Here is a 13,060-nt window from a genome sequence, read left to right on the forward strand (position 1 = left end):
TAATTATATTAATATGTGTATAATGAAATAAAGACATAATTGTGAAATTAACCTATTTGAAACATTATACATAAAAAGGAGGTGATTATATGCGTAAAAAAAGACCTTTAGGTATAACACTACTTGGATGTTTATATATTTTGCCAGCAATATCAATTATAGTAATGATAATTACCAATCCTACAAAAAAATTTGAAACTTCATTCAGATTTGGCGTATCAATTATATCAGGAAATGTTCAAATATTAATATTTGCTATAATTTCTTTGATAATAAGTTATGGATATTTAAAACTTAAAAAATGGGGCTACTGGGCTATGATAATTTACACAATATGCTTTTTAGTAGTAGGTAATTTTACCCTATCCTTCCTTATCGCAAATATGATAGGCTCAATTATAGTATTAGTCTATACTTTTAGCAAACGAAATTATTTTCTTGACAAGGGTTTATGTCAATAATATCCATAAAATGCGAATTAAATCATCATCTGCGCAGCTGTTTATCTTCTTCGAAGCTGCAATATTAACGACTTCAGAAGAATATTTAGAACTATTCTTTAAAACTTTTATTGGTGTTATCTATATTGTCACTTTCTACTTTACAATTTTCTTTTAATTGTCTATATCTATCCTGACCTACAATGTATTGAGTTAGAGAATTTATTAAACCAAAAATAATACCCATGAACAAAGCAACAAACAATGTTTGTCTTTGTTCATATCCATACATAGTAAATTTGTTCAATAAAAAAAATATACCGATTATGCCCATTGTAACAATCCCAATAACAATATTTTTAAGTATATATTTTAATACGCCTTTATCCTTCATTTTTTCCCAAGACTTAATGAATTTTTCATCATCATCATAAAACAACCTTGATAATTTACTTATTTTAAGCTTTTTTATAGTAATAAAATATCGGAGAATTAAAGCTATAACTACATATGTAACAACTACAATAACAGTTATTTTAAATATACTCATATAAATATCCTCCTTAAAAATTGGCTCATCATAAACTACAATTATGTAGTAATTATAGCTAGTATTCATACTAATTATAACATAAATTTAAAATATTAGGAACTATAACATAATCTATTAAACTCAAAGAAAACACAGGTTCTTATCCTGTGTTTTCTTGCTTAAATAGTAGATTAAATCATCATCTGCTTAACATACCCCTTTGATAGCTTTTAATTCACTACTTATTATTTTCAGAATAAAATTTTAAAGCTTCTCCGATAAATTTAGATGCACCACTGCCATATTTCTTGTCCATTACTTTTATATACGTAGGATTTGATAAATAAAGTTCTGCTGTATAACCCCAATGATTTTCTCCCTCATCTACTTTTAAAGCTTCATTTATTTTTCGGTTCTCATTTGTTATTTCAGAAACAATTTGTTGAATCTCTTTTGAAGTAGGGTCTTTACTTAAGTCAGATCCAAGTTTTTTATATAGTGTTTCTATTTTAGGCTCATAATCTCCCAAATAAAATTTTAACGCTTTTCCGATAAATTTAGACGCACCCTCTCCATATTTTTTATCCATTGATTCTAGCCACGACATGCCACTTCCATCATAGTTTTTTTCTAAGCCCTTAGGAAATTCCAACCACAATTTTACTATAATGTACCAATAATAATCTCCAAGCTCATTTTTAAAAACTTCATAATCTCTTTTAGCTATACTCGTTATTTCACCAGCAATATGTTGAATTTCACCTGAAGAAGGATCTTTACTTAAGTCGGCTGTAAGTTTTTTATATAGCTCTTTTAATTTAGGATGTCTATCATAAAGACAATCTTTTTTAAAAAAATCAATTTGTTCTGCTTTAGTCATTGCATCACTATTAAAATTTTTCTTCATAGATTTAACATATTCTTCAATACTTCCATATTCCTTTATAGCCATTTTAGCAATTTCAGCTTCCTTAGATTTACATGTTTCAATAAATTCATCATATTTATCCATACTACCATAAGATTTAATTATAATATTTTTGTGTTCAGTTTTAAACTCTTCTAGTGCATTATAATATTCACTCATATCAAATTCTTTAAAACTCATTGTGTTTTCTCCTTTTAATGTTTTATTTACAAGCTCTATTAAACCATTCAATCTGTTGCGTTTTAAAATAAGCAACTTTTCATGACTTTTTAGTGCTTGCATTTTATCAAAGTGGGCACTAGCCATGATTTCTTTAACTTCTTTTAGTGGTATATCAAGTTCCTTAAAAAATAAAATCTGTTGCAAAATTTTAAGAGCTTCATCGTCATAAAGTCTGTAACCTGAGTCTGTGAATTTACTTGGTTTTAACAATCCGATTTTATCGTAGTAATGTAGCATACGCACACTTATTTCTGTCAAATCCGAAACTTGTTTTATTGTTTTCATTGCTGCACCTCCAACTTTGATTTTAGAGCTATCAATACTGTCTAACACTCGCCGGCTATGAGTTTTTGTCAATATAATTAAACTCTATTTTTATATTACACTATGACATAGTGTTAGGGTCAACGCTTTTTTAGAAAATTTTAATCCTTAAGCCAGATAAAAAATAGTAATTGCTGTTCAAATCCTTAGCGTATAATTTCCACGTTTTGATGCCAGTACCCTATAGCCATCATGCTTAGAGAATTCTATAAGAATAAAGCCCCCCATTTAGAGTAAAACTAAAATTTCATAAAAAATAGCACCTGGAATTAACCAAATGCTAAACAAATATCTCAAATACCATGGTATTTGAAAATCAATGATTTTACTAAAAATTACTGCATCCAATGCACTAAAACGGTTATTAAAACCATTATCAAAAACATATTAACATAAACTACCTATTATCATAATATTAACATATAATTAGGAGGTGCTGCAATGATTGAAAATTATAGTTATGGGTATGCCAGGGTAAGCACAGTGCAACAAGATTTAAGCAGGCAATTAGATTTACTTAATCAATATAATTGTATTGAAATAGTAACAGAGAAAATGTCTGGAATTAGTCAGGCAACATTATATCGGTATATACATAAATAAGGAAATAGCTCCGAAACTAATATTAATCCTTCTAATGAAAAAACAGCGCAAATACTCATGAACCTTAGAGTTGAGAACAATAACAAATTTGTACGTGGAAAGAAAAAAGCTAGAGAAACCATTGAGAAATACTTGAATTACTATTATTGTATGCAAAAATCACCCTCAATAAATGATGACTATATAATTTTTGTTAAATATAAAGATGATGATTTGAAAAATGTAGTATATGAAATATTCCGTGAATCTTTGTATGGCTTCAATCATCCAAGCCACTATGGTGATGTAATAATCAAGCCTGTAAGAAAGATAAACACTGATCTTATTGTGGTTACATCTCAAATATCAAGAAAATAATAGTACTGATAATACATCAGTTCGCTTGCTTCCTAACAAATGGATATAAAAATAACTTGAAAATTAAAAGGAGGAAATATTATGAACCAGTATTTAAAAATCCAAGAAAAGATAAAGCATAGCGAGATTACTTATATCAGCTGCTTTTCTGAATGTTTCGAAAATGAACAGATTATTAGATTTCGTGACAGTAAAATGAAGGATATGCATTTTCACAATTCTACAAATATTAAAAAAACATTATCTAAAGATGTTTTACAACAGATTATTAAAGAGGAAATAGAACTAAATTATAAAGAAAGTAAAGATTTTTGTAGGATTACTATAGATGAACTGCCTGCTGAAAAATGTTTAGAAGGATATCATGAAAAACTAGAAATTGAGCATTATGGTAACTATGTATATGTACCTATGGAATCTCCAAAATGGAATACCTTAAATAGGTATTCGATACGTAAAATTGCAGATTATTCTATGGTTGAAGATTTGGTATCACTAGATCTAATTCAGGACAGTGAGACTTTTGAAAAAGATTTTTGCCAGCGTAGAGCCAGACGTATAGGACAGGCATCTTTGTCAGAAATTCCGGTGGATACATATATTTGTTATTATGATAAAATTCCAGTTGGAAGTTGTGAATTGTTTTTATATAATGGAATAGCTAAAATAGAAGATTTTACAGTGTCCCCAGAGTATCAGCGTCGTGGAATAGGTACTACTATCTTAAAATATGTGATAGACATAGCTCTTTTAAAGAAAGCTGAAGTGATATATCTCTGTGCCGATGAGGAAGATACAGCAAAAGAAATGTATAAAAATTTGGGGTTTGAAAAAGTAAGTGAATCCTATGCATTATTATATAAATTGTAAAGTATAGTTAGGAATATAATATTTGGGTATTTTTGCCCATCACCCCGAAAAAGGGGAATAAGCAAATTATTAGTCAGGTAATACCTGAAACTGAGCCAGTTCCTGAATTATTACACCCATATCAAAATTTAATATCAACACCTTACATTCATATAAATCAGACTATGAATGTAAGGTGTTTTTTTACTGTAGCTGAATAGTTACGAAACATAAAATTCAAAAATTATAATTGTAATTTTCAGTTTAAAACAATTTTACCAAATTCTATATTGACAAATATACCATACACCACTATACTTTATAGTAGTATAATAAATGGTGGTGATTAAAGTGTCTTCAATAAATTTAATAATACTTGGCTATTTGCAGAACAAAGAGAAAAGTGCCTATGAAATGGTTAAAGAATTTGATATCTGGAATCTTACTAAGTGGCTAAAAATCAGTAACCCGTCAATCTATAAAAATATAATTAAATTATGCGATAATGGATATTTAAATTCAAGAACTGTTAAAGAAGGTGAAATGCCCGAAAAAACATTATATTCACTGACCGAAAAAGGAAATTCATATTTCATTGAACTAATGGAGGAAAGTTCAAAACATATAGGAAATCTTTATTTAGATTTTAATGCATTTTTAGTTAATATAGAGAATTTACCAGAAGAAAAAAGAAAAGAATACCTTAAAAACTTCAAAAACAAGGCAGAAGAACGTAGAGCGTTTGCGGAGTCAACTTATAATTACGAAAAACAGCACAATGAAAAATCTGGTTCTGAATTTCTTATATTAGATCTATATAACGAATTCTATAACATTTTACAAAAATGGTCTGAAAAAGTTTTTGATTATTATAATTAATAATTTGATGTCTCTAATAAATCCTTATATTGCGAGACATTTTTTTTACCCAACTACTATAATTTATAGTAGTTTATCATATACTAATATATCTTACATTATTATTTAGGAGGTTTATCTTATGAACAAAAAATATCAAATCATTTCTTTTGTAGCTATTATTTTAGGATTTTTTATGGCATTATTAGATACAACTATAGTAAATATCACTTTGCCTAAAATGACCGAATACTTTAATACTAATATGGCTCATATTTCTTGGGTAGTAAATACCTATAATCTAGCTTTTGCAGCTATTGTACTAACTGCTTCGAGACTTTCAGATCAATTTGGCAGAAAAAAACTGTTTATTACAGGAGTATTTTTATTTACTATATCTTCACTGCTATCTGGTATTTCAAATTCCCTTGAAGTACTTATATTACTTAGAGCAGTTCAAGGGTTATCCGCAGCTTTTGTTGTGCCTGTTGCAATGCCTCTTTCTGCTGAAATATTCCCACCAGAAAAGAGAGGAACTATTATGGCACTTTGGGGAGCTTTTGCCGGTCTTGCTGCTGCAAGTGGACCAACGCTTGGCGGTATATTAACTCAATGTTTTAATTGGAGATATATTTTCTTTATTAATGTACCTATAGGTTGTATTTGTATACTACTAACTATGAAATTCATAAAGGAATCTTATGACCCGACTGCAAGTAAAAGTATAGACTTTGGGGGGATTATAACAATCTCCACTGCTATGTTTTGCTTAACTTTAGCATTAATAAAGGCTAATGAAAAAGGTTGGACTTCAAGCTTTATCCTTTCCCTCTTTGTTGCTTCCGCTATAGCCCTTATACTATTTATTATTATCGAACTAAAAGTTAAGGATCCGATGCTTCCACTTAGTTTATTTAAATCTGTACAATTTACTAACGGCTCGATTTCTCTATTCTTACTCGGACTTGGTATGATGTCTGGTTCCTTTTTTCTATGTTTTTTCCTAATTCAGGTTAAAGGATTAAATCAACTATCAGCAGGACTTATTATTTCAACTATGTCCTTATGTTCAATGTTTTTTTCAATATTAGCTGCTATTTTGACAAAAAAATTAGGCAGCAGATTTCTTAGTGCTTTGGGTCTTCTTTTGCTGTGTGCCTCCTGCTACCTAAATAGTTCTCTTACTCAAAATTCTTCAAATACAGATATTATTTTAAGATTAATTGTTGCTGGTGCTGGTACGGGTCTCAGTATGGCAACACTAATGAGTTCTACAATTGCTAACGTTCCTGTAGATAAAATAGGAATAGCTTCTGGAATAAATAACATGACAAGAACACTTGGAACTGTACTTGGAGTTGCCTTATTTTTAACTATATTTACATCAAATATGACTACCCAGATATCTGATGCTAAAGACTATGCTGTGCAAACAATACAAAATGACACTGTATTTGATAATGAAACCAAGTTGCAGATGATTTCTTCTATCAAATCAAGTAGTGATAAAAGTGTTAGTCTTTCAGAAATATTAAACACAATTGATAAAAAAGAAACTGCTGTGTTAGCATCTTCGCAAGCGTTGGTTGAAAATAAAATCAAAGAAAGTTTTGAAGCTCAAAAGAAAGAAACAAAAAAAATAGTACCTGTTATCCAAGATACCTTTTTGACCTATACTGTTAAAGCTTTTAGTTTTACATTTAAAATGAGCTCTGTAATTCTTTTACCAGGTATACTTTTTGCATTATTCAGTGATAAAAAGAGAAATCCTGATACAAAAAATAAGCAGTTTGTTGAAAACACAAATAATGCTTCAGTAAACTAACTTGAGTAGGAGCTGAATAATTATTTTATTCAGCGACACCTCTAACACCACTGTATGTACCGTTGGGTATACGGCGGTTCATTAGGAATTAATGTATCTTTTGATATTTGCTTGTTAGGCTAACAAATCCTAGTGATTCTAGATATTTGTTATTTATAGACTTGTGTACTATAGGACTATTGGATATTCTCCAGTAGCCTTTTCTTGTATTTGAATTATTTTTAATCCTACAAATGGAAAGCATGGACATGATGAACTTGCTATAAAAATGGCACCGGTATCAGGTTTTGTTATGACCTGTTCTTAAAAGCCCACTGTCTATATAGACGGAGATACAGTCTGGTGTAAAGAAGTTGAAGATTCAATAGATAAATTCAAACCTGAAATTGTTGTTTGTAATTGTGGTGGTGCACAATTTGACCATGGAGAACCTATTACTATGACAACTCAAGGTATAAATGAATTATTCAAGTCTAAAGGTTGTTGTTGTACACATGGAAGCATGGAACCATTGCAGACTATCAAGAAAAAATTTAATTAATTATATTAATACCAATAATATTAATACTAATGTGCTTATACCCCAAAATGGAGAAGAATTAAGTTTTGAGGTTTAATCTAAGCTATTCCACACCCTAGTTTGGAGCAAAAACAAAAGACATTCAAAATAATCTTCATCAAATAAAAATTTCACGACATTTGTCTTTGAAATAATATTTTTAAAGGATTATAGAGATATCTATAGAATAACTATTCAAATATCTTATGTCGTACTCGTATTTTATAACGGACTTAAAATTAAATTTATAGGGGGAAATAGAGAAATGGGAAAAATAGCACTCTTAGTTATAGATGTTCAAAATGCATTAGTATTAGCAAAACCTTTCGCAGTAGAAGAAGTTATAAGTAATATAAAAAATTTAATTAAAACATGTAGAGAAACCAACGTAGAGGTGATTTATATTCAACATAATGATAAAGTTGGTGAAGAATTAGAACCTAATTCAGAAGGATGGAAGATATATGGAGAAATAAGTCCGAATATAAATGAAAAAGTAATAACCAAAAATTATAATTCTGCTTTTAAGGAGACAAATTTAAAAAAATATCTAGATAATAAGGGAATAGATCAATTAATTATTACAGGTATGCAAACAGAGTATTGCCTTGATACTACTTGTAAAGTTGCATTTGAGTATGGGTTTAAGATGATTATACCAGAGAAAACAAATACAACATTTAATAATGGGAATATATTAGCAAAGGACTTGTATGAGCATTATAATTTTAATATATTTAATGGCAGATTTGGTATTGTAGAACGTATAGAGAATACAATAGAAAGATTAATTAGTGAATAAACAATGTTCTTATATGTCGTCACAGATAAACCCATATCATTAGATGTGGGTTTTAATATATTTATAAAAATGTAGTTATTTTAAAGCATTAAATACATTAGTATTTGATGCTTTATTAATCAGCTAAATTTAACAAGAAGCTCCCACCTCTTAGGTGGTGAGTGGTTCACGATAGTTGCTAATGAGTAATTTGCTTACTCCCCATTTTTGTGGGGATAGGCAAAAACACCCATATTCTTAACTTCTTAACTTCTTAACTTCTTAAGAACTTAAATTCTTTATTAAATTATCCATTGCTGACATTAGGTCCTTAATTCATATTTTAAAATATGATAAATTAGTATTAATACCTTTTTAAAGCCTCCATAATAAAATGACTCTCTGTTTCACTATCTAACATAATTGTTTATTTTATTGTATTAATTCTCTTTTGGAATTTTTACATCTGTGGAATACACAAAAGAATTACATATTGAACAATGATAGTTATTCGTTATAATTTTTACAAGGTCCCCCTTATCAACTTTTTCATCTTTCTCATATGTTGATAAAACCATATCTCTCAATGCATTACAATGTTGGCAAAATTGATTCGACATTTAAATAACCTCCAATAATTTATTAGTTATATTATTCTATACATGTTATTATAATCTAGTTTATTTTATTGTGCAAATGCTTTATAAATCACGAATCCATGAGATATCAATCCCTCACTCTCATAATATTTTGCTACACTATTGTATTAAAAAAACCGCCACTATAAATGTGACGGTTTTGTAAATTATTCATTTCTTCTACCTTTATTATACCATAAAATAAGGAAAATTTCAAGTCTTGTACTGTTGGCGATGAAATGGTATTAATTATTAGAGGTGATAATTTTATGGAACAAAAAAGCAGCATGACTGCATTGGTAAGTGCATTTTCAAGGGCATATCATTCAGCGCAAAATACAGAGAAAGTATTTGATGATTACTTGGCAAAGGACATTTTAACTCAGAGCGAATACGAACAAATTGCAAGTAATATGTTAAAAGGAATCAATTTCTTCAATCCATCATTTGATGGTACACAGGGAGAAGCCTTGCGTTGGATTGTAGATAATCAATTATCTCCATCGCCACTTGGTAGAGCGGCATTTGCAGAAAAAGCACTTGAAAATGCTGTGAGAATTGGTGCAAAGCAATATATGATTTTTGCTGCCGGATATGATACATTTGCATATCGTCAGCCTGACTGGGCATCAAAAATTCAAATCTTTGAACTTGACCACCCCATCACTGGTTCTGACAAGCAAAAACGTATTCAATCAGTAGTATCAGAAAAGCCTACCAATCTGCACTATATATCTGTGGATTTTACGGAAAACAACTGGAAAAGCAATTTAATTGCCTGTTCAGAATTTTCTAAAAGTAAAATCAGTTTTTGCAGTTTACTTGGAATAAGTTACTATTTGTCTAAGCAGACTTTTGCTGAAACAATCAACGCTATTTCATCTATTGTACCAAAAGGTAGTGGTATTGTTTTTGATTATCCAGATGAGGATACCTATACCCCAAAAGCAGGAAAGCGAACCCAAAAGCAAGTAGCAATGGCTGGTGCGGCTAAAGAAAAAATGCTTGCAAGCTATTCTTATTTAGAGCTTGAAAAATTATTGGCTGATAGTAATTTCTTGGTTTATGAGCATTTAACACCAAATGAAATAACAGAGCAATATTTCAAAAAATATAATCAATCAAATCCAGAGCATCCTATAGCAGCCTTTGACAATGTGAATTATTGTTTGGCGGTGAAGAAATAAAACCAACATAAGAAAATTAGTAACTTGCTGAATACAAGTTTATATAAAAGCTTAAATTTATCATTAGCAGACTATATAGGATAATACAAGTAAAACTACTTTGCAGTTATAAGGTATTCGCTTGTATTACCCAATATAAATGAAAGGAGAAATTATGTTACAAACACTAGAGGTTCATAAATTATTAAGTGGTAATATATTTAAAACGAATTTGTTTTTTGGAAACAGTATGGTCTTTATTGAGCGCCCAGATTTCTTTACTAATCCAAATCAGCAATCAGGCTATATTAGTATTCAGAGATTTAATTATATAACCCAGGATTTCTATAGATTTCAATTTAGTAAACCAGTTGATTTAATTACATATACGAGTTGTCATTCTGTAATTTATTATGCATATATCAACAATGAAAAAGGTAATTATTATATAAATTTAAATAAAGTTAATTGTATTAATTGGAATGATGAAAATATACTGACTATTGATATGGAAGTTAGTGAAGATAATGTTATACAAACATGTGATATGAATAGTTGCTTAAGTGTTATTGGAACTGATAATGATAAAATTATCTATTTAACGACATTTCAGAAGGAAGTCCCCCACTTCTATAAGTGGGGGGCACATACTACAACAAAAAGAAAACTTCAGTGGGAGTCTAAATCTCCTTCTGAAGTCGTTAATTATAGCTCCGCAGGAGATGATTTAACACAATGTTTTAAAGAAAATACCACAGAGGTGATCTTTTTTAATTTTAAACTTAATCAGACAAAAATTATTAAAATAAAAGAAATGTTTAACCACATAGCATATTTTAATGAAAAATTATATGGGGTATTGAACAAAGAGAAATGTATAGAGATCTATGATATTAATAAAAAACAAAAAATATTCACCACTAATACTGATGAAGGTATAATTTATATAGATGATGAAAATATTGTTACGTGTAAATATATAAGTGGTGAATTTAAGAATTTGTTTACTGTTAACAACTTGATAATTGGAAATATAACTACTTTTAAAAGTAGATTTAGTGAATTTGTTTGTGATAAAAACATGTTGGTGTTATTTTAATAATTCTTTATTGTTTAACAATGGATTGAAGAGAGTTGATATTCTTCTAATCCATTGTTATTGCTATTAGCAAACCTGCTGCAATCATCTAAAAACTATATCCTTAGTTATAATACCAACACTTGATGCCTTTATATGCGGATTTGACTTTAACTTCTGCAATTCCTCTGGATTACCATAAACCACTACACCTATTACATCTATCTTATTTGCTGCTAATTGCTCCTTAGACTTTAGTGTGGAATAGATACCTCTAAACTTATTTTTATAATAAATATCTTTAAAATCATACTTGAGATTATTTAAAAACTCCTCGTAATTTTTTGATACTTCATTGGCTTCATAATCAAACCATCTAGCTCCCTTAAATCCTATAAAATTGAACTCTTGAATAAATGTAGCTTTTCCATCATTCTCTGAGGCTTCCTTTTTATAAATTTCCATTTCCCCGTCTGTATAACCATCGATTAGTAGCTCAGATATTTGAACTTTCGGTAGAATACCTGAAAGTTCATTAATTTTATATTTTTTATCAAAGGATAAAGTCATCTCCAGTAGTGAGTCAGAACTTACTTTATTAAGTAAGGCTATATCATTTTTATATTCCTTATACTTAATATCCGGGTGAAAGGCCATCATAGTTAAATTACCCGAACTATCAAAATTAACTGGCCACTCACCTGCCTTTTGTCCACCGCTATTTGAAGACAGAATACGATTTGGCCCTTTAATATCTACTAATCCATATTTGCTATTTCGATCGTATAGCTCTACAGATTTCCAATTGCCGATTCTTTTAGATACTGTATATTGACCGCTTGCACTCAAAAAACTGATAGTATCATTTGCCTTGCTAATATAAGTGTTAGGTTTTGTAATCTCTAGCATTTTTTCCACTTCAGCATAATAATTAGTTCCCATTTTATAAGTAACCATAACATTGACCTTGGTAAATACTACATATAGTGGTATCACCACTATAATAACTATTACAATTATTCTAATAGTACTTAAAATTTTTGATTTTTTGTATGCTTTTTTTAGTTTTTCATCATCAAGTAAAAACTCCATGTTATCTTCTTTCATAATTCTCCCGCCACCTTTCCTTGAATTCTTCTCTCGCCCTGTAAAGATATGTCTTAACTGTATTCTCAGGGATGCCAAGTAATATAGAAATTTGTTTATAGCTTAAATCTGCTTGATATTTCATAAGAAGTAAAGTCTTATATTGCTCTTTTAAACTTTCTAATGTTTGTTTAACATATTTACTTTTTTCCACTACTAATACTGAGTTTTCAACTTCATCCTCGCTATAAAAACTATTACAATACTGTTTCTCATCCAAAGAAAAACTTAATCTATTATTTCTTTTTTTTAAGGTTCTAAAAATATTAGTGGCTACAGTAAACAACCAGGAAGGAAGCTTTTCTACTCTCACACCATCCATATACATCATAGCTCTAGTAAAGGATTCTTGGACGATATCCTCAGCTTCATGCTTTGAACATCCAAGCTTTATGAGATATTTGTAAATAATACTAATTTGGCTTATATATAATTGTGTAATAACACCGTAATCCATTTCACCCTCCCTCTAAAGCTACTTATATATAAGACTATCATAATGTGGAATTGTATACAAAATTGTAAAGTTTTATTTTGAAACAACAACGAGTTTTTTATAGAAGTGTAAAAGCTTGATATAGAAGGTTTTTAAGATTTTCATAAATATCGAAGTGTGTTTTATGTTCCCTTAGACTTATTAAGTTTGGGGATTTTTTTTGCTTAAGGGTGGGGGAACAAAACTAAAGAAATCAGCATGCTACACATTTTTAATGTGATATGCATGCTGAAATTTTATTTCCTATTCAAATCTCTG

General features: G+C 29.3%; 14 protein-coding genes. 9 read left to right on the plus strand and 5 right to left on the minus strand.

From position 1 onward, the window contains the following. Positions 1 to 89 precede the first annotated feature (89 nt). The gene (locus tag G9F70_RS25040) at positions 90 to 461 is read left to right on the plus strand and encodes a hypothetical protein (protein WP_164946801.1); all 372 of its coding nucleotides are present in this window, start codon (positions 90 to 92) and stop codon (positions 459 to 461) included. Between the two features lie 91 nt (positions 462 to 552). Here G9F70_RS25040 and G9F70_RS25045 read toward each other — a convergent pair whose 3' ends face one another. Together G9F70_RS25045 and G9F70_RS25050 are read right to left on the minus strand one after the other, a co-directional pair. Beyond that, positions 553 to 990 carry a hypothetical protein gene (locus G9F70_RS25045; protein WP_164946802.1) on the minus strand — a complete coding sequence of 146 codons (438 nt, stop codon included), beginning with the start codon at positions 988 to 990 and terminating at the stop codon, positions 553 to 555. A 220-nt stretch (positions 991 to 1,210) separates the two neighbouring features. Continuing rightward, the gene (locus tag G9F70_RS25050) at positions 1,211 to 2,407 is read right to left on the minus strand and encodes a MerR family transcriptional regulator (RefSeq protein WP_164946803.1); all 1,197 of its coding nucleotides are present in this window, start codon (positions 2,405 to 2,407) and stop codon (positions 1,211 to 1,213) included. 480 nt (positions 2,408 to 2,887) lie between these two features. Between G9F70_RS25050 and G9F70_RS25055 the strand changes: the two genes are divergently transcribed. The 6 genes from G9F70_RS25055 to G9F70_RS25080 all read left to right on the plus strand — a co-directional run bounded on the left by G9F70_RS25055 (position 2,888) and on the right by G9F70_RS25080 (position 8,299). Further along, positions 2,888 to 3,049: a recombinase family protein gene (locus G9F70_RS25055; protein WP_224617933.1), complete on the plus strand. Its 162-nt coding sequence runs from the start codon at positions 2,888 to 2,890 to the stop codon at positions 3,047 to 3,049. 57 nt (positions 3,050 to 3,106) lie between these two features. After that, positions 3,107 to 3,406 carry a hypothetical protein gene (locus tag G9F70_RS25060; protein WP_164946804.1) on the plus strand — a complete coding sequence of 100 codons (300 nt, stop codon included), beginning with the start codon at positions 3,107 to 3,109 and terminating at the stop codon, positions 3,404 to 3,406. Positions 3,407 to 3,487: 81 nt separating this feature from the next. Continuing rightward, the gene (locus G9F70_RS25065; protein ID WP_164946805.1) at positions 3,488 to 4,276 is read left to right on the plus strand and encodes a GNAT family N-acetyltransferase; all 789 of its coding nucleotides are present in this window, start codon (positions 3,488 to 3,490) and stop codon (positions 4,274 to 4,276) included. Positions 4,277 to 4,606: 330 nt separating this feature from the next. Beyond that, positions 4,607 to 5,134 (plus strand): PadR family transcriptional regulator, encoded by a 528-nt coding sequence (locus G9F70_RS25070; RefSeq protein ID WP_164946806.1) that lies wholly within the window; start codon positions 4,607 to 4,609, stop codon positions 5,132 to 5,134. A gap of 121 nt (positions 5,135 to 5,255) precedes the next feature. Beyond that, positions 5,256 to 6,938, plus strand: a complete 1,683-nt coding sequence (locus tag G9F70_RS25075) for an MFS transporter (RefSeq protein ID WP_164946807.1) — start codon at positions 5,256 to 5,258, stop codon at positions 6,936 to 6,938. A gap of 824 nt (positions 6,939 to 7,762) precedes the next feature. Continuing rightward, the gene (locus tag G9F70_RS25080; RefSeq protein ID WP_164946808.1) at positions 7,763 to 8,299 is read left to right on the plus strand and encodes a cysteine hydrolase family protein; all 537 of its coding nucleotides are present in this window, start codon (positions 7,763 to 7,765) and stop codon (positions 8,297 to 8,299) included. Positions 8,300 to 8,718: 419 nt separating this feature from the next. Here G9F70_RS25080 and G9F70_RS25085 read toward each other — a convergent pair whose 3' ends face one another. Next, on the minus strand, positions 8,719 to 8,898 hold the full coding sequence (locus G9F70_RS25085; RefSeq protein WP_164946809.1) for a hypothetical protein: 180 nt from the start codon (positions 8,896 to 8,898) through the stop codon (positions 8,719 to 8,721). A gap of 287 nt (positions 8,899 to 9,185) precedes the next feature. On the opposite strand from G9F70_RS25085, the gene G9F70_RS25090 reads away from it, so the two are divergent. Next, positions 9,186 to 10,103 carry a class I SAM-dependent methyltransferase gene (locus G9F70_RS25090; RefSeq protein ID WP_164946810.1) on the plus strand — a complete coding sequence of 306 codons (918 nt, stop codon included), beginning with the start codon at positions 9,186 to 9,188 and terminating at the stop codon, positions 10,101 to 10,103. 154 nt (positions 10,104 to 10,257) lie between these two features. Further along, positions 10,258 to 11,181: a hypothetical protein gene (locus G9F70_RS25095; RefSeq protein ID WP_164946811.1), complete on the plus strand. Its 924-nt coding sequence runs from the start codon at positions 10,258 to 10,260 to the stop codon at positions 11,179 to 11,181. Positions 11,182 to 11,265: 84 nt separating this feature from the next. Here the strand turns inward: G9F70_RS25095 and G9F70_RS25100 are convergent, their stop codons facing one another. Then, positions 11,266 to 12,267 carry an anti sigma factor C-terminal domain-containing protein gene (locus G9F70_RS25100; protein WP_164946812.1) on the minus strand — a complete coding sequence of 334 codons (1,002 nt, stop codon included), beginning with the start codon at positions 12,265 to 12,267 and terminating at the stop codon, positions 11,266 to 11,268. After that, a complete protein-coding gene (locus G9F70_RS25105; RefSeq protein WP_164946813.1) occupies positions 12,254 to 12,763 on the minus strand; it encodes an RNA polymerase sigma factor in 510 nt (169 codons plus the stop codon). Before G9F70_RS25105 ends, G9F70_RS25100 begins: the two co-directional genes overlap by 14 nt. Between the last annotated feature and the right edge of the window lie 297 nt (positions 12,764 to 13,060).

Source organism: Clostridium sp. FP1 (genome assembly GCF_011065975.2).
Lineage (GTDB): Bacteria > Bacillota > Clostridia > Clostridiales > Clostridiaceae > Clostridium_AD > Clostridium_AD tagluense.